The sequence below is a fragment of the Hazenella coriacea genome (genome assembly GCF_004341825.1).
Taxonomy (GTDB): domain Bacteria; phylum Bacillota; class Bacilli; order Thermoactinomycetales; family Thermoactinomycetaceae; genus Hazenella; species Hazenella coriacea.
The window spans coordinates 134,096-154,305 of record NZ_SMAG01000001.1 but is presented as its reverse complement, the minus strand read 5'-3'; the positions used below and the strand labels follow the sequence as shown (position 1 = coordinate 154,305).

General features: G+C 40.6%; 17 protein-coding genes and 1 other annotated feature. Of the genes, 14 read left to right on the top strand and 3 right to left on the bottom strand.

What is annotated here, in order from left to right:
- Window positions 1–180: 180 nt before the first annotated feature.
- From hemL to EDD58_RS00700, 8 genes are all read left to right on the top strand, one after another.
- The gene (gene hemL, locus EDD58_RS00730; RefSeq protein WP_207903230.1) at window positions 181–1,473 is read left to right on the top strand and encodes a glutamate-1-semialdehyde 2,1-aminomutase; all 1,293 of its coding nucleotides are present in this window, start codon (window positions 181–183) and stop codon (window positions 1,471–1,473) included.
- 347 nt (window positions 1,474–1,820) lie between these two features.
- Complete coding sequence (locus EDD58_RS00725) at window positions 1,821–3,173, top strand: LysM peptidoglycan-binding domain-containing protein (RefSeq protein ID WP_131922928.1); 1,353 nt, start codon at window positions 1,821–1,823, stop codon at window positions 3,171–3,173.
- A gap of 32 nt (window positions 3,174–3,205) precedes the next feature.
- Window positions 3,206–4,300 (top strand): phosphotransferase, encoded by a 1,095-nt coding sequence (locus EDD58_RS00720; RefSeq protein ID WP_131922927.1) that lies wholly within the window; start codon window positions 3,206–3,208, stop codon window positions 4,298–4,300.
- 687 nt (window positions 4,301–4,987) lie between these two features.
- Complete coding sequence (locus EDD58_RS14700) at window positions 4,988–5,146, top strand: hypothetical protein (protein ID WP_165875726.1); 159 nt, start codon at window positions 4,988–4,990, stop codon at window positions 5,144–5,146.
- A 163-nt stretch (window positions 5,147–5,309) separates the two neighbouring features.
- Window positions 5,310–5,542: a binding site (T-box leader), on the top strand.
- Between the two features lie 83 nt (window positions 5,543–5,625).
- Entirely contained in the window at window positions 5,626–8,283 is a 2,658-nt protein-coding gene (locus tag EDD58_RS00715) for a valine--tRNA ligase (RefSeq protein WP_131922926.1), read from the top strand.
- A gap of 194 nt (window positions 8,284–8,477) precedes the next feature.
- Complete coding sequence (locus EDD58_RS00710) at window positions 8,478–9,812, top strand: bifunctional folylpolyglutamate synthase/dihydrofolate synthase (RefSeq protein ID WP_165875725.1); 1,335 nt, start codon at window positions 8,478–8,480, stop codon at window positions 9,810–9,812.
- Between the two features lie 27 nt (window positions 9,813–9,839).
- Complete coding sequence (gene murC / locus EDD58_RS00705) at window positions 9,840–11,222, top strand: UDP-N-acetylmuramate--L-alanine ligase (RefSeq protein ID WP_131922924.1); 1,383 nt, start codon at window positions 9,840–9,842, stop codon at window positions 11,220–11,222.
- 148 nt (window positions 11,223–11,370) lie between these two features.
- Complete coding sequence (locus EDD58_RS00700; protein WP_131922923.1) at window positions 11,371–12,009, top strand: SCO family protein; 639 nt, start codon at window positions 11,371–11,373, stop codon at window positions 12,007–12,009.
- Between the two features lie 54 nt (window positions 12,010–12,063).
- Here the strand turns inward: EDD58_RS00700 and EDD58_RS00695 are convergent, their stop codons facing one another.
- From EDD58_RS00695 to EDD58_RS00685, 3 genes are all read right to left on the bottom strand, one after another.
- On the bottom strand, window positions 12,064–13,299 hold the full coding sequence (locus tag EDD58_RS00695) for an ABC transporter permease (protein WP_131922922.1): 1,236 nt from the start codon (window positions 13,297–13,299) through the stop codon (window positions 12,064–12,066).
- A gap of 4 nt (window positions 13,300–13,303) precedes the next feature.
- The gene (locus tag EDD58_RS00690) at window positions 13,304–14,029 is read right to left on the bottom strand and encodes an ABC transporter ATP-binding protein (protein WP_131922921.1); all 726 of its coding nucleotides are present in this window, start codon (window positions 14,027–14,029) and stop codon (window positions 13,304–13,306) included.
- Between the two features lie 400 nt (window positions 14,030–14,429).
- Window positions 14,430–14,771 carry a winged helix-turn-helix transcriptional regulator gene (locus tag EDD58_RS00685; RefSeq protein WP_131922920.1) on the bottom strand — a complete coding sequence of 114 codons (342 nt, stop codon included), beginning with the start codon at window positions 14,769–14,771 and terminating at the stop codon, window positions 14,430–14,432.
- 105 nt (window positions 14,772–14,876) lie between these two features.
- Between EDD58_RS00685 and EDD58_RS00680 the strand changes: the two genes are divergently transcribed.
- The 6 genes from EDD58_RS00680 to EDD58_RS00655 all read left to right on the top strand — a co-directional run bounded on the left by EDD58_RS00680 (window position 14,877) and on the right by EDD58_RS00655 (window position 20,151).
- Window positions 14,877–15,269 (top strand): RidA family protein, encoded by a 393-nt coding sequence (locus EDD58_RS00680; RefSeq protein WP_131922919.1) that lies wholly within the window; start codon window positions 14,877–14,879, stop codon window positions 15,267–15,269.
- A gap of 470 nt (window positions 15,270–15,739) precedes the next feature.
- Window positions 15,740–16,744 (top strand): type IV pilus twitching motility protein PilT, encoded by a 1,005-nt coding sequence (locus EDD58_RS00675; protein WP_165875724.1) that lies wholly within the window; start codon window positions 15,740–15,742, stop codon window positions 16,742–16,744.
- The gene (locus EDD58_RS00670; RefSeq protein WP_131922917.1) at window positions 16,741–17,460 is read left to right on the top strand and encodes a prepilin peptidase; all 720 of its coding nucleotides are present in this window, start codon (window positions 16,741–16,743) and stop codon (window positions 17,458–17,460) included. Before EDD58_RS00675 ends, EDD58_RS00670 begins: the two co-directional genes overlap by 4 nt.
- A gap of 101 nt (window positions 17,461–17,561) precedes the next feature.
- Window positions 17,562–18,701, top strand: a complete 1,140-nt coding sequence (gene pilM / locus EDD58_RS00665) for a type IV pilus biogenesis protein PilM (RefSeq protein ID WP_131922916.1) — start codon at window positions 17,562–17,564, stop codon at window positions 18,699–18,701.
- Window positions 18,698–19,294: a hypothetical protein gene (locus tag EDD58_RS00660; protein WP_165875723.1), complete on the top strand. Its 597-nt coding sequence runs from the start codon at window positions 18,698–18,700 to the stop codon at window positions 19,292–19,294. Before pilM ends, EDD58_RS00660 begins: the two co-directional genes overlap by 4 nt.
- Window positions 19,291–20,151, top strand: coding sequence for a hypothetical protein (locus EDD58_RS00655; RefSeq protein ID WP_131922914.1), 861 nt, complete (start codon window positions 19,291–19,293; stop codon window positions 20,149–20,151). The genes EDD58_RS00660 and EDD58_RS00655 overlap by 4 nt, the downstream gene beginning before the upstream one ends.
- Window positions 20,152–20,210 lie beyond the last annotated feature (59 nt).

Sequence of the window (20,210 nt, the reverse complement as noted above, 5' to 3'; positions counted from 1 at the left end):
TGTTACACTTTGCTGTATTGATCTCATTGCTGAGCGTTCATGTGAGAAAAGTAACGTTTTGAGATAGAATAAAGTAAAAGTGATGGTGAATATTAAGCTCCAGTTCTTTTTAGAAATCGACCACCTAAATCAAAAATTGTTAGATGGTCTATACATAACTGAGTGAAAAGAGTGATGAAGATGCATCGAGGATATGAACGGTCGATTGCCAATTATCGTGAAGCTGTAAAAGTAATTCCTGGGGGAGTGAATAGCCCCGTTCGGGCCTTTAAATCTGTTCAAATGAATCCAGTTTATATTGAGCGTGGTCAGGGATCACGGATTTTTGATGTTGATGGTAATGAATATATTGATTATATCTGTTCTTGGGGGCCTTTGATTCTTGGACACTCTCATCCTAAAGTCATTCAAGCGATCCAAGAGACAGCTGAAAAAGGAACGAGCTTTGGAGCTCCTACTGAAATTGAAACGGAAATGGCTGAGATTGTCACAGAGCGAATGCCTTCAGTAGATATTGTTCGTATGGTTAACTCGGGAACTGAAGCAACGATGAGTGCATTACGCCTAGCTCGTGCCTATACTAAGCGGAACAAAATTTTAAAGTTTGAAGGAAGCTACCATGGTCATTCAGATAGTTTGCTTATCAAGGCAGGTTCCGGGGTAGCGACTTTGGGTCTGCCAGATAGCCCTGGAGTTCCTGAGCATACCGCTCAACATACTTTGACGGTCCCATACAACGATCTAGATAGCCTTCGTCTGGCATTTGAACGTTATGGTGAGGAAATTGCGGCGGTGATCGTTGAACCTGTCGCCGGTAATATGGGAGTGGTTCCACCATTGCCTGGCTTTTTAGAAGGATTACGTGAAATAACAAACCAATACGGAACAGTTCTCATTTTTGATGAAGTCATGACTGGATTTCGGGTGGGTTACCACTCAGCACAAGGTCGTTATGACATTACCCCTGATTTGACTACCATGGGAAAAGTAATTGGAGGCGGTCTTCCAGTAGGGGCCTATGGTGGAAAGCGTGAGTTGATGGAGATGGTTGCACCAGTGGGGCCTGTCTACCAAGCAGGAACACTTTCAGGTAATCCATTAGCGATGGCCGCTGGCTATGCTACTTTAAATGAAATGAGTCCCGAAGCCTACGAAAAGCTAGAGCGAAAAGGGCAACGTTTAGCAGAGGGCTTGCATGCGAATGCAGTGGAATTTGACATACCCCATCATATCAATCGAGTTGGCTCAATGGTGTGCTTATTCTTCACTGAAGAGAATGTAGTCAGTTATAATCAAGCGAAAGAGACAGATACAGCTCGGTTTGCAAAATACTTTGGTTTGATGCTTGAAGAAGGAGTTTTCCTTCCACCTTCTCAATTTGAGGGTATGTTCGTGTCAATGGCACATACCGATGAAGATATTGAACGGACGATTGAAGCGAATCGCCAAGCATTTCGTCGTTTAGTGAAATAAGTGAGTTAGTCAAATTCAAACAGGTGCAGTGATGAGCAGATCACTACACCTGTTTTTTATTCCGATGTATGTTTCTCTAGTGAATACCTAAGAGGTGAGCCGAAGAATATGACCCTCTTTTATAGAGGTGAAAATAACCGAGGCTTTCTGGCTATTCAAGTCATTTTTACTCCAGTTTAGCTATATATATAAATCGTTAAACTCAGTCAATGCTCATTCTATCATTTAGTTATAACCCTCTCTTTGATGCATATAGATGATAGTAGCATCCTGAACCTATGATCCTTTTATTTGGGGTTGTGGAAGTTCTAACATTTCGGTGTGAATAGTTGCCAAGGAGGGATTCGATGGAAAACTCGTTTAACCAACTCCGGTTCGATATTTCCGAAAAAGTCCGATTACACCCTCAGCAGGCGGGAATCGGCAACCTCTTGGAGTTGGATTTATATCCTGATGTACAGATTAAGGATGAAGGTCAGCATCTAAGGATTCAAGGCTATCTACGTTTAAATGGAACTTATTTAACTAAACAGGAAGAACCATCTTACGACGAACTAGTACATACAGACACAGATGTCTATGGAATTCAACGTCAAGAGATCGCCTATGTAATTCCAGTAGAAATTACACTTCCTGCTGAACGAGTAGAAATGGCTCATATTTCTACAGAAGTTGAAACGTTTGATTACCAAGTATTATCTCCGTTTGAGCTACAGATTGAGGCAATCCTGATGATCGATGGACTTTTACCTGACCAACAGGAGGAATGGGGAAGTCAAGAAGCGGAAAAGGAAGATGCATATCCATATCCAGTCTTTTCGGGTTCTCCGGCTCAATCTCTGTCCATATGGGGAGAAGAAGTACAGAATGAGAAAAAACAAGACTACCAAAAAGAGAAGATTGATGAGTGTAATAATGCAGAAGGATCTTCATCTCCAGAAAAAGTGACAAAACCTGTTGAGCCAATGATCGAAGAGTCGAAGGATTTAAAGGTCATTGATTCACAACCAACAGCACCACGGATGGCAAAGAAAGAAGTTTCTGTTCCCGAAGAACTCAACCAGAAAGAACTCAACCAGAAAGAACGAACACTAGTAAACCCACCCAAATCTAAGTCAGAACAATCGGAGGAAACATCACTTACGCAATCAAGTGAAAAGACTGAACAGAGTGTGGAGAAGAAAGAGTCTTTAGAATCTAATAAGAGTCAGCCTGCTTCAGAGCCAAAAGAGGTGAAGTCTGAAGTCAAAGAGCCCCACGAGAAAACAGAATCCAAAAAGTCAGAGCATCACCAAGAAGATCCTCCAAAAAAAGAGAATTCGTTTGAAAAATTAGATACAGCTCCAATGGTCGAAGAATCCATCGAAGATCAGCCTGCACAGAAGTTGAAAGAAGTGGAAACTGAAAAGAAAGCGATTGAAGATCAGACAGAACCAGAAAAACCAAATACACACTTAGGTGAGCAAAAAGAGGAAGAATCCCATTCCTCTACCCATTGGATTAACTGGTTGGTTAAGAATAAGGAAGAATCTTTTGCACCCATGCGGATGGTGATTGTCCAAAAAAATGATTCATTAGATCAAATAGCAGAGCGGTATGAAGTCTCGACAGGTCATTTATTGAGAGTCAATCACCTTCAGTCTGATCAACTTGCAGAAGGGCAAATGTTATATATTCCGAAAAATCAATCCCAATTGTAATCAATCAGAGCGAAGTGGAAGGAGGGAAAGAGTTGGAACAACATCCTGCTTATGAACAGGGAGAAGAGATTTGGGAGGTTATGGAGCAGTATGATTTGAATCCTACAGTTCTTCAATATACTGGTGGGGTTTGGAGGGTGGTTACAGATGAGGGTGTATTTGCTTTAAAAAAATCACCTTCTTCAAAAGAAAAATTGCTCCTCTTGAATGAGATGCTGACAAGTGCTCAAAAAGAAGGTTTTCCCCATTTAATTACTTGGAAATTAACGAAACAAGGAGAACCCATCGCTGAGATCCGTGAAGAGATTTGGTATGCTTCTCCATGGAAAGAGCCTGTTGGAATTGGAGAGCCAGAAACCAAACCCTCTGCGAAGGAGTTAGTTCAATCTATAGCTCAATTTCATCGGGTCTGTGAAAAGCTAGTAAAAGAGTATCCTGAATTAACACCCACATTTAACAAAGATCTAGTGGATGATTGGAAAGAATCACGTGATCATTTTATCGATTTAACTCGATTCCAAGAAGAAAGAGAATTTCGTTCCCCATTTGACCAGGTTGTGTATACGAATCAGGATCATGTGGAGCGTATGTTTAACTTTGCGATCAAAGGGATGGAGAGACTGATCGAGACAGAGCAAGGAAAGTATCCTCGAACTACACTTTGTCACCGCCGAGTTCACCCAAGTAACGTGGTTTATGATGATCAAGACTATTACTTTATTGATTTTGACCATGCTGAAGTGGATACTCCTATTCGAGATTTGGCACTCGTTTTACGAAGATATACAAAAGAGAAGGGGTATTCAGAAACCCCAGATGAGTTGATTCAGTGTTATCATGAAGTAAATCCTTTACAACCGATTGAAAAGAAATTGTTAGCTCTTTATTTGCTCTATCCAGAGCGGTTGTTGAAAGCTTTACGACATTATTACGAGTCACCACAGATTGCTCAACAGGAATCACAATGTGTTAAACATCTAGAAGCTGAATTTCGTCATTATGATGGACTACAAGATGTTGCCAGAAATCTTTGGTCTACCAAAATAACTAAACAAGAGGAAAAAAAGAAACCAACTGCGGTTCGACCCGTAACTAGAGATAGAAGAAAAGGAAAAAGAAAAACATAAACAGATGGATGTACGAATTTATGATCGTGAGTGGGAACTTTCACTATTTCAATAGGGAGATAAAAGTGAGCGTTGCTCAGTACCCCCTTTTTTAGGGGTGCTTAGAGCAACAATTTTTTGTATAATAGCTACGATTTGCAGGGTTGGTTCACTCTCTTCCGGGAATTATCCCGGTTTTTTAGATTTGTTTAGTGGGACACTCCTCTTTATAAGGAAGTTGAACGTTGTTTAGTCTCCTTTCTTATGAGAGTACTTAGAGCAATTAAATCATTTATGATATAATCCAAGATGGATTGTAAAACACAAAAAAACATTTTGAAAAATTGTTTACTTGTTTAAACGATTTGCCCGTTGTTTCATCCAACGGGTAATCTTATTCACGGGAACGGTAAGAATCACTGCCCAAATCAAAATTTCAATCATCAGGAATCTCTCCTTTTTTCAGTCAACGATGAGAGGTGCATGATGCAACTAGGTTATAGGAATCAAAGGACAATCTGAATCCCAACAAGTGTTGCTGATGGCAAAAAACTTTCCTTTGGTAAAAATATATGAAATAAGTTCCCTGATGGATTGGGATTTTGTAGTTTTCTTTTAAAACACTAGACAGATATTGACGAAAAGTGGAGAATAAGAATATGCTAAAGCGATAAGAATTTGGAGGATGTAAGGAAGGGGTTTATTATCTTGAGTTTGGTAAAAACCGTTGTCCGTAAAGCTTACCGTGGAGTATTGTTTTTGGCATTTTTAAGTATTTTACTTTTATGCTCGGTATTATTGTTAGTATTTTTGGCAGACCCTCAGGGAATGTACGAATATGTTAAACAAGTCTTTGGGATGAACTAAGTTACGCTTTGATCAGTGGGTCATAAAGGATTGTCAATATCTTTTTGTAAAATGTTAATACCCAAGATCCCCCCGCAAAAATTCGGGGGAGTGGTCAATTTACTGTGTTTTATTGACTCCTTATTCGAATCGTTGTATGATATAAAGCAAATTATCGTCTATGTTGAATGCTGTGAAAGGGAAGAGTAAACAAAACTGATCTGTCAGAGAGAGAAACCCTTGGCTGAAAGGTTTCTTCAGATTAAGTTGTTGAACGTCGCCCTTGAGCTGTCAATCTGAAATCAATGAGTAAGATTGACCGGGTACCGACCGTTATCTTGGAACTAAAGTGCACTGAACCCGAAATATGGATCAGTGAACAAAGGTGGTACCACGAAAAAACCTTTCGTCCTTTGCTGACGGAAGGTTTTTTTATTTATTTAAGTAATTGGTTTTTAATTAATAATGAACTTATGAAAGATTTAAAGGAGGATTGGAAGATGGCTGACTCAGTAAAAAGTAATTTACCTTCAGCATATGAGCCCAAACAGGCAGAGCAAAAGTGGTATGACTATTGGATCAAAGGGGATTTCTTTAAATCAGGACAACACCCTGAAAAAAAACCATTTACGATTGTGATCCCCCCTCCCAATGTGACAGGAAAATTGCATATTGGTCATGCACTGAATAGCACGTTACAAGATCTCCTCATCCGTTGGAAACGCATGCAGGGTTATGATGCTTTATGGCTGCCAGGAATGGACCATGCAGGAATTGCTACTCAAGCGAAAGTCGAGGCAAAACTACGAGAACAGGGTACAAATCGGTATGAGTTAGGAAGACCCAAGTTTTTAGAGGAAACATGGAAATGGAAAAAAGAATATGCACAAAACATTGCTCATCAGTGGAGAAAGATGGGATTATCCCTCGATTACTCCAAAGAGCGATTTACATTAGATGAAGGACTGTCTCAAGCAGTTAAAGAGGTATTTATTCGATTGTATGAAAAAGGGCTCATCTACCGTGGAAAATATATTATCAATTGGGATCCAAAGACCCAGACCGCCCTGTCTGATATTGAGGTTATTTACAAAGAGGTGAAGGGTGCCCTTTATCATATGGAGTACCCACTTAAAGATGGATCTGGAACGATTCGAATCGCAACGACACGTCCCGAAACAATGCTAGGTGATACTGCGGTTGCTGTTCATCCTGAAGACTCCCGTTACACGGATTTGATTGGCAAAACTGTGGTTCTACCCATTACAGGTCGAGAAGTACCTATTATCGCAGATGATTTTGTGGACCCTGAATTCGGAAGTGGTGCAGTGAAGATTACCCCTGCCCATGATCCAAATGATTTTGAGATGGGGCATCGTCATCACTTACCTCAAATCTTAGTGATGGACGAGACAGGAACGATGAATGAGCTCGCTGGGAAATATGAGGGTCTAGATCGTTTCGCATGCCGTAAGCAAATTGTGAAAGATTTACAAGAAGCAGGTGTGTTAGTTGAGATCGAAGAGCATGTTCATTCAGTTGGACATAGTGAGCGTTCAGGAGCAGTCGTAGAGCCTTATCTGTCCACACAGTGGTTTGTCGCGATGAAGCCTCTAGCAGAACGTGCAATCGAAGCACAAAAGAAGGGTGAAGGAGTACGCTTTGTTCCAGATCGGTTTGAAAAAACCTATCTCAACTGGATTGAAAATGTTCGTGATTGGTGTATTTCACGACAATTATGGTGGGGGCACCGAATTCCTGCTTGGCATTGTCAAGATTGTGGACACATCACAGTGGCTAGTGAAGCACCAAACGGTTGCTCTTCTTGTCAAAGTGATCATCTGAAGCAGGATGAAGATGTATTAGATACATGGTTTAGCTCTGCCTTATGGCCATTTTCTACCTTAGGCTGGCCAGATGCAGATGCTGCTGACTTCAAACGTTACTATCCGACCGATGTTCTTATAACTGGATATGATATTATATATTTTTGGGTAGCTCGGATGATTTTCACAGCGCTAGAGTTTACAGATGAGAAACCATTCCAAGATGTCATCATGACAGGGCTTATTCGTGACGCTGAAGGGAACAAGATGTCCAAATCCCTTGGTAATGGAGTAGATCCGATGGAAGTGATCGACGAGTATGGTGCGGATGCGATGCGATTCATGTTGTCAACAGGTTGTACGCCAGGAAATGATCAACGTTTTCGCTGGGAGCGAGTAGAGTCGGCGCGCCATTTTGCCAATAAAATCTGGAATGCTTCTCGATTTGCGCTGATGCATTTGGAAGGTGTAACCGCTGATGAGCTAAGTCTAGAGGGAGAACGCTCAACGGCAGATCGTTGGATTTTACATCGCTTAAATGAGACAACCGCAGATGTGACTCGTTTATTAGAGCGTTATGACTTTGGCGAGGCAGGTCGAGTGTTGTATAACTTTATTTGGGACGAACTTTGTGATTGGTACATCGAATTTGCTAAACTACCTCTATATGGTGAGATAGAGGAAGCCAAACGAATGACCCGAGCCGTTTTAGCACATGTATTGGATCAGTCTTTACGCTTATTACACCCGATGATGCCATTTATCACAGAGGAAATCTGGCAACACCTTCCGGTCACTGGAGAAAGTATTAGTATAGCAGAGTGGCCAAAGGTACATGCAGAATTTGAGGCGCCTGAAGCTGTTCATGAGATGCAGATCTTGATTGAAGCGATTCGTGCTGTGCGGAATATTCGTGCAGAGATGGAGGTAGCTCCAAAACACCAAATCGAATTGTTGGTACGACCTGATCAAGACGCGATCTCTGCCATTCGTCACAACGAAGCAGCTATTAAACGTTTATGTGGTGTCAATGAGTTAACAGTTGATCTAGACCTCAAGCGCCCAGAAAAATCGATGACCGCTGTCGTGACAGGTGCAGAACTATTTTTACCTCTCGCAGGTCTCGTTGATCTTGAGCAAACCGTTGCTCGGCTTGAAGCAGAATTGAAAAAATTAAATGCTGAAGTAGAACGTGTTGAGAAAAAACTGGCGAATCAAGGATTTGTCGCTAAAGCACCTGCTCATGTAGTCGAAGCAGAACGACAAAAAGGGGAAGAGTACAAAGAAAAAAGAGAAAAAGTACTCGCTCGCTTGCAAGAAGTTCAAGCATAAAGAATTGAAAATCACAATGAGATGCAGGGTAGGCGAGTTCTACCCTCTCATTGTTGACTCAGGTCTTAATTATATGGAAAATGATTAAAGATCTTTATTTTTAGCTTGAGGAATCAAACATCAGCAATTATAGTGATAGAGATACACTCGCTCTTTGTGAACAAACATGGAATATGATGAAGGAGACGGTTCTAATGTGTCAAACAGAGAAATTTTCCAAAGCAGAAGAGGTTTTTCACTGGATGGATGAGTATTGTACTCAAGCGATTCAACCCGGCTTACAACGGATGGAGTGGATGTTGGATCGACTCAATCATCCAGAACGACGTTGCAAATTTATACATATTGCTGGAACGAATGGTAAAGGTTCAACAGCTGCCATGGTTTCATCCGTTCTTCGTGAAGCAGGTTATCCAACCGGATTGTTTATCTCTCCTTATATTACGAAGTGGAACGAGCGAATTCAATTTGATGGAGAAGCGATCTCTGAATCTTCGTTTGTTCATTGGGCGAATGTTTTACGACCTCTGGTCGAAGAAATGAAGAAAACAGAGCAGGGGGCTCCTTCACCCTTTGAATTCTGGACTCTGATGGCCATTTGTTATTTTGCATTGGAAACGACTCCATGGTTTATCGTATGGGAAACTGGATTAGGTGGACGCTTTGATTCAACCAATGTGGTTCATCCACTTGTTTCTGTGATCACTCAGATTGGGTGGGATCATCAAGAATGGCTTGGTGAGACATTAAGTGATATAGCCAAAGAGAAAGCAGGTATTATTAAACCTGGTGTACCTGTCGTCTGTGGAAGTGGCGATGAAGAAGTGGTTCAAGTGATTCGCCGAGAGGCAGAGACTAAAAAGAGTGGGTGTTATGTATTAAATCAAGATTTTTCAGTTGAATTAGATGAAGTAAACACCACTATGCAAAGGTTTCATTTTCAAAATATCTATCACTCCCTTCGTGGATTAGAAATAGCCATGATGGGAGAGCATCAGCTTCGGAATGCAGCTACAGCTTTAATGACCTTAGATATATTAAGGCAAGGTTATGCCACCGTGCTTGAGCCTGAGCATATTTATCAAGGTATGAAAAAAGCATTTTGGCCCGGTAGAATGGAATTAGTCAGTCAACACCCCCCCATTGTACTAGATGGTGCTCATAATAAAGACGGAATTCAAGCATTAGTGTCCACCATTAAACAATTGTATACATATGATCGGCTTCTATTGTTAACTGCAATGATGAAGGAGAAAGAGATTTCTTCGATGGTCGTACCACTGGCAGAGATCGCAGATGAGGTGATCACTACAACAGTAGCAGATCAACCCCGAAGCTTGTCAGCAGAAGAATTGGCTTCGGAATTTAGGAAACAAAGCTCTACACAAGTTCATGCCATCTCTTCGGCTCGAGAAGCATGTCAATGGATAAGGGAGAGAGCTACTTCACGGGATTTATGTGTGATTGCCGGTTCGCTCTATCTGGTCTCAGAGGTTCGTTCACTTCTGTTAGATGAATTTCAAGAATAAATGTAATAAAAAGGCTGGTGATTTGTAATGAAAAAGAAACATGTACATTTTATTGGAATTGGCGGATATGGTATGAGCGCCATTGCCCGAGTATTATTAGATTTGGGATTTGAAGTATCCGGTTCAGATGTCTCTGAGAATGCATTAGTACAAAAGTTAATCGAACGTGGGGCTAAGGTAATGATTGGGCATGATGCTTCTAACATTCATGGAGCAGAGATCGTCGTCTATTCTACAAGCATCTCCGAAGATAATGTAGAGCGGGTGGCGGCCATTGAACAAGGAATTGAAACGCTCCATCGTTCGCAGATGTTGGCGAGATTATTAAATAATCGAAAAGGCATCGCTGTTGCTGGGGCTCATGGGAAAACAACCACTTCTTCGATGATTGCCCAAACCTTGGAGATTTGTGGAGTTGATCCTACTTATATTATTGGTGGAGAGGTTGTAGGACTCAAAAGCAACGCTAAAGCAGGTCAGAGTGATTATGTGGTTGCAGAAGCCGATGAAAGTGATGGAACCTTTTTAGAGTATTATCCTCATTTGGCGATTGTAACAAATATTGAACCTGACCATTTAGAGAATTATGGAGGAGATTTCGAAAATCTAAAGCAAGCCTATCGTGAGTTTTTAAGTCAAGTTCGCCCAGATGGAACAGCTATTTTAAGCTGGGACGATGCCCATGTCCGTGATATGGCAAAAGAGGTTCGTGGGAAATATATTACTTATGCGTTGAACCAACCTGCTGATTATATGGCTACTGAGATTCGAGAAAATAAACAGGAGATTTCTTTTACTGTTGTTCATAAGGATGAGAGATTAGGAGAAGTGACGATTCGAATCCCAGGACGACATAATGTATCCAATGCATTATCTGTGGTGATTGTTTGTTTACAACTGGGGCTTCCATTTGAACAAATTGCTCAAGCACTCTATCAATTCTCTGGTGCAAAAAGACGTTTTCAAATCATTGGTGAGTTGGATGATATTCTTGTTGTTGATGATTATGCACATCATCCAACAGAGATTGAGGCTACCCTTCGTGGTGCTAAAGCTCTAGGCAGACGAATGATCATTGTATTCCAACCGCAACGGTATTCACGGACGCATTTATTAATGGAAGAGTTTAGCCGTGCATTTCAGTTAGCTGATGAAGTGATTATTAACACGATTTATGCTCCTCCAGGTGAAAAGCCAATTCCAGGTGTGACAGCGGAACGTCTTACTGAACTTATTATAAAAAATAGTAATCCGCATGCACAGTTTATGGCAACCAAAGAAGAAGTGATCGATTATTTACTGACTCATACCCAATCAGGTGATTTAGTGATATCGATGGGGGCTGGGGATATCTGGAGAGTCTCCCATGGTTTAGTTTCTGAATTGGAAAAAAGAACTGTAACAGGTTAAATGAATAGAAAAAAACACAAGAATCTCAATCATATTCTTGTGTTTTTTTTATGTCATTTTTAGACCGATTTAGTGAAAACGCTTTTTTAGAATATGGAGTATGATAAATTGATATGGGAAATAGTAGAATAATGAGGAGGAGAGAAGTGTGAAACTAAGAAAGCAAAAATGGGCCTTATTTGTAGGATTTCTTACCCTGTTATTCGTGGTTTCGGCGTGTTCCACAGGTCAGCAACCAAATGATTCACAAAAACAGCCAGCTGCTAATGATGTATCTGATCTCAATTGGAAAGTTCCTGACTTTACATATACAGATCAAAATGGAAAACCATTTGGTTTAAATGATCTCAAAGGAAAAGTATGGTTAACTGACTTTATGTTTACTCGTTGTCCGGATATCTGCCCTCCGATGACTGCCAACCTGTCTAAAATTCAACAGCACCTTAAAGATGAGGGAATTGAAGCAGAAATCGTTTCCTTTTCGGTAGACCCTGAACATGATACTCCAGAAGTCTTAAAGAAGTTCAGTTCTAACTTCAAGGTAGATGAATCCCATTGGCATTTTATAACTGGTTACCCACTACCTGAAATTCAAGCAATGGTGAAAGATACCTTCAAGGGAAACGTTCAACATCAAAAAGGACCTTCCGAAGATGTTCCACTTTTAGTGAATCACCCATCTCAATTCTATTTGATTGATGGTGAAGGCAAAGTTGTAAGATTTTATGATGGTCTGCAACCTGACCCTAAACAAATAGCCAATGACATCAAAGAAGTACAAAAATAAAGAAAAACTCGATGAGAAGTTGACCTTCATCATCGAGTTTTTTTATGGGACTGTTTAAAAATTTCTCTGACTTTGTTTTTTCCATGAGTAGGGTAATAGGAATTGACTGAGTAAAAACACGGTGATCCCGTTTAGTGCCCAGCCACCCCACAGCCAAAGAGTTGGAACCCAAGGGAAGAAAAGCAAAAGGAGACTTAAAATTAATGCTTGGAAACCAAGTAAGACTTGCCCCAATTGGATCAAGGCCTCTTTTTGCTTGGATATGGGCACAGGATATAAGGTGATCCAAATAGGATAACGTCTAGAACTTGCGATTTCAGCGAGCTGAGTTGCGAACATCCATAGAGTGATGGGTGGAATCAGTAGAGCCACCCATGGATACGGCAAAAATAGTAGCATAATCACTGCCCAAAACATTAAGCGCAGATAAATGGCAAAGTTTTCGCCTCTTCGTAAAAAGGATCGCCAATAGAGATAAGAAAAAGGATCTGTTTTGAGTGGAGAGTGTTTGAATAGGAAGATGAGCCAGGTTCGCTTTTTAATCGGCTCCTCTTTGTTAGGCATATCCACAAATAAGCGAGCAAGAGAATAATAACGGGCTAAGGTACGTTGTTCTCTTTTCTGTAGGTCAGACCAAGGGTATGGGAAAGTAGGTGTCCAGTTACGAACTCCCCACCCAAAGATTAAAGGAACAATGGTAGCGACACATAAGAAAAGCCACCGTTGATCCAAGATCACTACAACCAATCCTGCATTAATCAACCATTGGAGAAGTCGAATTCCTTTCAAGCTCCATGGGTTTTGTCTTGAAGTGAGCCGAAGTTGTAGCCAGTTCATATAGAGATTCCATGCGAGTAAAACAACCAATATAAGATATGTAAGTAAAAAAGGTAGCAAACTTCCGATTCGGGCCATGTATAAGGGATAGGCAAATCCCCAAAGAAATCCTAATCGGATGGCGTCAACCACCCAGCTATATAGAAAGCTTGTCCGAAAATAAGATTTCATTTTGGCTTCCATTGGCAATAGGAAGACAAGATCAGGGACTTGAATCCAAGTTCGAACCTGACTAAAGGTTAGCAGGAAAGCCAAAAGAATCGCTAAGACCCATGTGATCGGAAAATCAGTGGGTAAGAGGTCAAGCAATTGGATATAGGCAAAGGAAATAGATAGAAACAAAATCATTGCAATGATGAGGGTGCCGCCACCTCTTAATACAGTGACAATGATTTGCAAAGCATGACTCCAAGAAGATTTCATTCGTTTTGTGAATAATTGATTGGTTTCCATGGGTTCACCCTTTCACAACCTGGATAAACAATTCTTCCAGTGTAGCGGTAGGGGCATTGCTTTGAGACCTCATCTCTGAAAGAGTTCCTTTGAGTGCAATCCGCCCTTCATGAAGCATGATGAAGCGATCTGCATATGTTTCAGCCATTCCTAAGATGTGTGTGGACATTAAAATCCCCATGCCTTGTTGTTTCCCTTGTTGTAAAATATCGAGAAGTGATTGGATGGCGATTGGGTCTAATCCAACAAAGGGTTCATCCACGATTAAATAGGCAGGTTGTACAAGAAAAGCTGACATAATCATGATTTTTTGTTGCATTCCTTTAGAAAAAGTATCAGGGAACCATTTCACTACTTTTTTCATGCGAAAGGTTTCTAAAAGCTGTTCAGCACGTTCATGAAAGGTGTCACGATTCAATCCATAAGCATGAGCAGTTAGTTCTAAATGCTCCCATAAAGTAAGCTCCTTATAAAACTGAGGAACTTCTGGAATATAAGAGATATGAGAGCGAAAGTGGACTGGATCTTCTTGTAGAGTGGTTTCGTTAACAGTAATGGTTCCTTGATGTGGAGTAAGTAAACCTAGTATATGTTTAATGGTAGTGCTTTTACCTGCACCATTGAGTCCAATGAGCCCTACGATCTCCCCAGGTTTTACGTCTAAATCAATGTCATGTATGACGGGCTGACGCAGGGAATAGCCTCCGGTTACATGTTGTAGAGAAAGCATAGCAACCTCCTTTGAAGTTCATTTACGGTTTCTCAGTAGTGTCGATGAAGTAAGAATCCCCTATACAATTGAGCGTGGAGCTAAATAGCGGTACAAAGTCATTTCACGTGAAAGATCGACTCGGATCTGTTTGGTAGATCGACACTATTGACAACGTCTTATCTATTTTAGCTTATTATATCTTTATGAGCGAGCCAACTTCTTGGATCTTATCAATAGTAAATGTCAAAAAAGTGAATAAAATGGAAATATCTACTTTGAGAACATATACTCAAAGTGTATTTTTTAAAAAAAATTTATTCCTTTCGCTTTCGACAGCTAGTTTAAAATCCAACTCTGCACATCTCGCAGCTTCTATACTTTCAGAGAAAATTCATTTCGACAGCTATAGAGAAAAGGTTTAGTTATTTTGGTTCTTTACTCCCCACTCACATAATTCTTCCAAAACGGGTAATAGTGTCTCCGCTTTATCTGTGAGACTGTACTCGACTTTAGGAGGAATTTGAGGATACTCTTTTCGTTTCACCAGACCATCTGCTTCTAATTCCTTTAGTTGTGAACTCAAAGTTTTAAAAGTAATAGTTCCTATTTGTCTTTTCAGTTCATTAAATCGTACCCGTTGGTTTTCTGCTAAAAGGTAGAGAATAACCATTTTCCATTTACCACCAATAACTGAAATTGTATAACCAAATGGTGTATCTTGAATATTTTTAACTTTCCCTTTATATTCAGTCATGCCCATATTAACACTATCCTTTCGGGTAGTACCTATCAAAAAAGTGCGTACTACTTTTTTATTTTTGCTCAGTTTATACTGAACTTACTTTAAAGTAAAGGGAGAGAAAAAATGAGTAATCCTAAAACGTACAATCACGGTGTTGATTGGGAAGAATCTTTCGGACTAACGCAAGGTTACAGCATCAACGACACGATCTACATTTCTGGTCAATTTTCCCACGATCTGCAGGGACAATTTGTTGGCGAGGGCGATTTTGAGGCACAGGCCCGACAGACACTAGAGAACCTAGATCGTGTACTAGAAGGATTTGGTGTAACAAGATCGAACATCGCTGAAATGGAGATTTTTCTAACAAACCCGCAAGAACATTTCGAACAGTGCGTCGTTCTGTTTAAAGAGTATGTGGGTGACCATCGTCCGGCTGGCACCCTCATCGGCGTGTCAGGTCTGGCGTTCCCTCACCAACTGATTGAAATTCGGGCAGTTGCACACACTAATTAAATAAAAAATCATGATGTCTATTTAAACTGCACTCCAATTGTTAGATGCACTTTAACAATTGGAGGTGCTTTTATTTTGGCTACTGTATGAGATTCAATGCCTAGTACATCATTGCTCGGTACGTCATTGCGACGAACTGCCACGTGTCACGGGTTCACCTGGCTTAAAGTTTCTGTTATCACCTAATACCATCCCTTGGTCTGCTGGCTGTGTCTTCAGGTGTAAATTTTCCTCAGTCTAGACATTAGTAAAACCCTCCCATTTTTACTATTAAGATTCTACCTATGTCTTGTTGCAACCTTCATGGGCTCAGTATAATGTAGTCAAGGTCGCCTGTCAGTAAATTAAATATCCCCTCGTCTGACATCTTTTGGGTAGAAATATAGATCAACCTCTCGTAAAATAGTAAACAATAGAGAAAAATGTAGATAGTGAGTGGTGGAGAAAGTCGTAGGAGGTTGGGTGGCGCATTGCATAAGTTATTAAATTGTGCGATTGAAAAACAGGCATCAGATTTACATGCTGTGACAGGGGAACACCCTTGGCTTCGAGTTCAAGGGAGATTAATTTCCTTACCTGATGTGTGTACTTATGAAGAGATCTTTAGTCTACTGCGTGACATTTTCACTAGAGAAGAGTTAGCGCAGTTAGAGAAAGGTAAAGAATTAGACAGAGCGATCAAGCTACAAGAGAGAAGAATCCGTGTTCATACTTATTTACAAAAAAGTAAAATAGCTTTAGCCATTCGTCTGATTCCAATCAAAATCCCCTCATCTACAGAGTTAGGTCTCCCTCCCATATTATTAGAATTAGTGGATCAGCCCCACGGTTTAGTCTTAGTCACAGGTCCAACTGGAAGTGGTAAGACAACCACTCTAGCTTCGGTCATTCACTGGTTGAATACAAATCGGTCTGTGCGTGTCATTACACTTGAAGATCCGATTGAGTTTGTCCACGTTTCTAAAAGCTCTTTGATCACTCAACGTGAGATTGGATCTGATACCGCCCATTTCACCCAAGGTATTTATACGGCTTTACGGCAAGATCCCGATGTGATTATGATTGGTGAATTACGTGATCAAGAAGCCATTCAAGCGGCCATTCGAGCAGCTGAAGCTGGACATTTGGTTGTAGCTACTTTACATACAGCGAGAGCTCTACAGGGAGTTCAACGGTTGATCGACGCATTTCCTGCAGAACAACATGCATTCATTCGTAGCCAGTTAGCTTCGATTCTTCGAGGTGTTTGTGCCCAACAATTAGTCTACAATGAACGATTGGACAAGCAAGTAGGTATTTTTGAAATGTTAGTCAATACATCAGGCGTTGCTCACTTGATCCGTTCGGATCAGGTACACCAGATTGAATCGATGATGCAGTCTGGAAATGCCCAAGGAATGCAGACTTTTGAAATGGCCTTTTTGAAAGAGAAAAATAACAGATTATGTGCTGAGACTAATGGAGAATTTACATGAACAGTTGGTGGATCGGATTGATTCATCTTTCAGTAGCTCCATGGTTGCCAAAGTTAGCATGGCTGTCTGTACGGAAACGTTCGGATTGTGTTTGGAGGAGTCAAAATTGTGGTACATGTCTGAAGGCAAAGCCACAAGGGTTGACAAAAAAATGTGTGGATTGTCGAATATATATAAGACAGATTCAATGGATTTCTACTTTTTTGATTTTGATCACTACATCAATCCTTATATTCCAACAGAGAACAGGTTTTGATTTGTTAGCTTCCCTTCTCCTTCTTGATTTTCTCCTATTAGTTTCTTGGACAGATTTGTGGACAGGCATCATTCCTAACTGTCTGACATTAGGAGGATGGTTTTCCTTCTTGGTATTTCGCATTTTTGAGCATACCCAACCTTTCTGGCAGTATTTTATGGCGGGATTGTCAATTGGAATTGGCTTAGCGCTGATCGCTTGGTTGACAAGAGGGATGGGATTGGGGGACGCTAAATTAATGGCAGTAGCGGGTTGGGTGATTGGATGGCCTCACATTTTTACTGCGTTCTGGTTGTCCACAGTCAGTTGCATGATCTATGTCATCTACCGATGGCTGACAGAAAAATCTCTGAGCAGATTGGATAAAATTCCTTTTGCCCCACATTTAGCGATGGGTCTATTTGTTGCTGATGTGTGGGGGGAAATGGGATGGAGTTGGTATCTATCATGGTTCTTTTAGAAACTGAAATGGGTGTAACTGGATTTGACAGAAGTGTATACATGATTACTCGGCTTGAGCCAAACAGCTTGATTTAATTAGAAATCAGGTGTCTTGATTGAATGAACCTAGGAGGGGGATATTTCTCTGGAAAGCGTCTTTTGCGGATTCGCTACGAGAGTGAGACAGGGAAAAAGTGGCCCGACAGGATTTGGATCAAGATGATAACAAAGCTGATAGAATATAAGGGTGTGATCGATTTGCCTCTGAGGCAGAGAAGATTAGGGCTTGAATTAAATGATACCTTATTAAAACTAGTAGAAGTATCTCAAAAGAAAAAGCAAATTCGCGTTGAGCAAGTCGTGTCTCACCCACTGCCCTCTGTATGGAATCGTGATGGAGTATTTATTGAACAAGAAGAATTAACCCAATCCGTCAAAGAGGCGTTAACAGGTCGGAGATTTTCAACTCGAAAAGTTCATGTTGCTTTAAACAGCCGCCATGTGATGATCCAACACAAGCAAGTTCCGATCATGAAAAAACGTCAACTTCCTCGATATCTAAAAGAACATATACTCCCAACATGTAATCTGCCTTTTACAGATCCCATGCTCAACTATCTTTGTCTGGAACAAGATCAAATCGCTGGGACACAAAATCTTTTACTTGTGATGGTTTCTAAAAGTTATATAGAGACCCTAATCAAGATCATTGAACAATGCGGATTACAACCAGTCTGGATTGATTTGTCTTCACTTAGTTTGTTCCGATGGTTAAGCTATGTCAACTCTAAACAACCTATGTCTACCAAATTATTAACCTTAAACTTTTCAGTGACTGGAGTAGAACTAAGTTTGTTTAAAGACGGGGATTTACAAGAGGTCTCCTATATTCCTTTACAGATGGCGGCTCATCGTCATGGTGAGGATCATCCACAGCCAGACCCTTTAAAGCCTATTTTGTTGGAATCCTCTGAAGTAGAATCATATGGAAAGGCACTTTTGCTTGAGCTACAAAAGCAATTACAAGCTTGGGAAGAAGCTTATGGTTGGAAACCTCAACATTGGCTTTGTACGGGTGAGGGGATTGACTTTTCTTTGCTACAAACGGTTTTAACTACAGAGGAAATAAAAGTAACGACAAGTGATTTACCTGAAGAGTTATTGTCTAACTCTCTGCAGGAATCTGCTTCTCGGTGGATTGGAGCTTCATTATCTGTACCCATTGGCTTACTTTTAGATGGAAAGGTGCAGATGATATGAAACTAAACTTAATGCCCAGAATTCCATGGGCGAAGCGATTTTTTGGTTGGTGGTTATGTTTCATTCTGATGATTTGGCTTGGATTAATTGTCGCAGTTGTTTGGTTTTATCAAGTTCAGTCTACACAATTGACACAACTGGACCTGCGAATGAAGCAATTGCTACCACAAGAAACCAAAGCAAAAGCTGAAATGAAAGAACGAGAAACTTTCTATAAAAATCATCGGGCGGTGCTCGACTATCAACAGACTGTACAAGCTTTAAAGTCGGACTCCTTAGATTGGTCGCAAGCGATTGCAGCGATGGAAAGTGCTACCTCAGCTGAAGGTCGTCTCTTTAATTTAAAAGTGCAAGGGAATCGGCTAGAAGCAATGGCTGCTTTTAGTACCATGGATCATGCTGCTTATTTTCAGAGTCAAATGAAAAAGAATACTTTTATTCAGAACTTCACGATTGACAAAGTAGAAGAAGCAACAGTGGTCAAGGAAGTAGAAATTAAGCCAGCTACTGCAAAAGTGGTTCATTTCCACTTTATATACCAGCCGGATCTTCAAAAAGCACCCAAACCAAATATTGGGGAGGATCCATTATGAAATCGAACTCTCCGTTCTGGTATAAATCAGGTCGCTTTTTATGGGGAACTTTCGTTGTGGGAGTTGTCATCATTACGGTTTCCACTGGTCCCCTCCTTTATAAACAATATGAGGTAGTTCAATCAAAAAAAGAGCGAGTTACTGAAATGAAACAGATCATAGCACAGCAAAAGGAATCTGTTTCTTTATCTAATCAGCCACTACGTCTTCCAACGAATGATGAACTTCTTCTATTGCAGCAAAGAGTCCCGACTGAAGTGGATACTCCGTTATTTTTAAAGCAGATTCAAGAAAAAGCGACTGCTGCAGGAGTTCAATGGAAAGGCGCTCAATTTGGCTCCTCCTCAGAACAATTGGATGAAAAGATAGAAAAGAAACAATTGGATGATCCAAAGGAAGAAAAGGTGGAGAAGAAATCGACTCTAACTTCAATTCTTGGATACCAACCACTTCGCTCTCCATATTTAAAAGAGATGTGGGTAGATCTTTATGTAGATGCGGATCTAGCCCAGCTAAAAAACTGGTTTGAACAATTAAAAGGATTGGAGCAAGTTGTTCGTATCGAGGGTTGGGAAAATCAACTTGTGTCGATCGATGGAGGAAATACCCGTGTGAGACTTTCCTTTTTAGTGTATCAGGATACAGGTTTGAAGATTGCTCCCAATCAACAAGAGATGTTGGTTCCACAACCTTCTTCAGAGTTGATTCAAGTTCTTCCTCCTTCACACAAATTGAAGACTGATCAGAAAGGTTCGCCTGATCCAGTTCCTTCTGGAAAGGATACAACTCCCCCAACAGGAACTGATCAGAAACAAGAACCCACAAATCAAAAAAATGTCACTACACCTAGCTTGTAACTTACCCTCCTATTGTGGAGGGTTTTTTTGTTCTTATTCTCTATGAATCTATTCTTTGG

Bases quoted from the DNA above. Each gene is read 5' to 3' on its own strand.
- hemL (WP_207903230.1), top strand. From the start codon at position 181: ATGCATCGAGGATATGAACGGTCGATTGCCAATTATCGTGAAGCTGTA.
- EDD58_RS00725 (WP_131922928.1), top strand. From the start codon at position 1,821: ATGGAAAACTCGTTTAACCAACTCCGGTTCGATATTTCCGAAAAAGTC.
- EDD58_RS00715 (WP_131922926.1), top strand. From the start codon at position 5,626: ATGGCTGACTCAGTAAAAAGTAATTTACCTTCAGCATATGAGCCCAAA.
- EDD58_RS00710 (WP_165875725.1), top strand. From the start codon at position 8,478: ATGTGTCAAACAGAGAAATTTTCCAAAGCAGAAGAGGTTTTTCACTGG.
- murC (WP_131922924.1), top strand. From the start codon at position 9,840: ATGAAAAAGAAACATGTACATTTTATTGGAATTGGCGGATATGGTATG.
- EDD58_RS00695 (WP_131922922.1), bottom strand. From the start codon at position 13,299: ATGGAAACCAATCAATTATTCACAAAACGAATGAAATCTTCTTGGAGT.
- EDD58_RS00690 (WP_131922921.1), bottom strand. From the start codon at position 14,029: ATGCTTTCTCTACAACATGTAACCGGAGGCTATTCCCTGCGTCAGCCC.
- EDD58_RS00685 (WP_131922920.1), bottom strand. From the start codon at position 14,771: ATGGGCATGACTGAATATAAAGGGAAAGTTAAAAATATTCAAGATACA.
- EDD58_RS00680 (WP_131922919.1), top strand. From the start codon at position 14,877: ATGAGTAATCCTAAAACGTACAATCACGGTGTTGATTGGGAAGAATCT.
- EDD58_RS00670 (WP_131922917.1), top strand. From the start codon at position 16,741: ATGAACAGTTGGTGGATCGGATTGATTCATCTTTCAGTAGCTCCATGG.
- pilM (WP_131922916.1), top strand. From the start codon at position 17,562: ATGAACCTAGGAGGGGGATATTTCTCTGGAAAGCGTCTTTTGCGGATT.
- EDD58_RS00660 (WP_165875723.1), top strand. From the start codon at position 18,698: ATGAAACTAAACTTAATGCCCAGAATTCCATGGGCGAAGCGATTTTTT.
- EDD58_RS00655 (WP_131922914.1), top strand. From the start codon at position 19,291: ATGAAATCGAACTCTCCGTTCTGGTATAAATCAGGTCGCTTTTTATGG.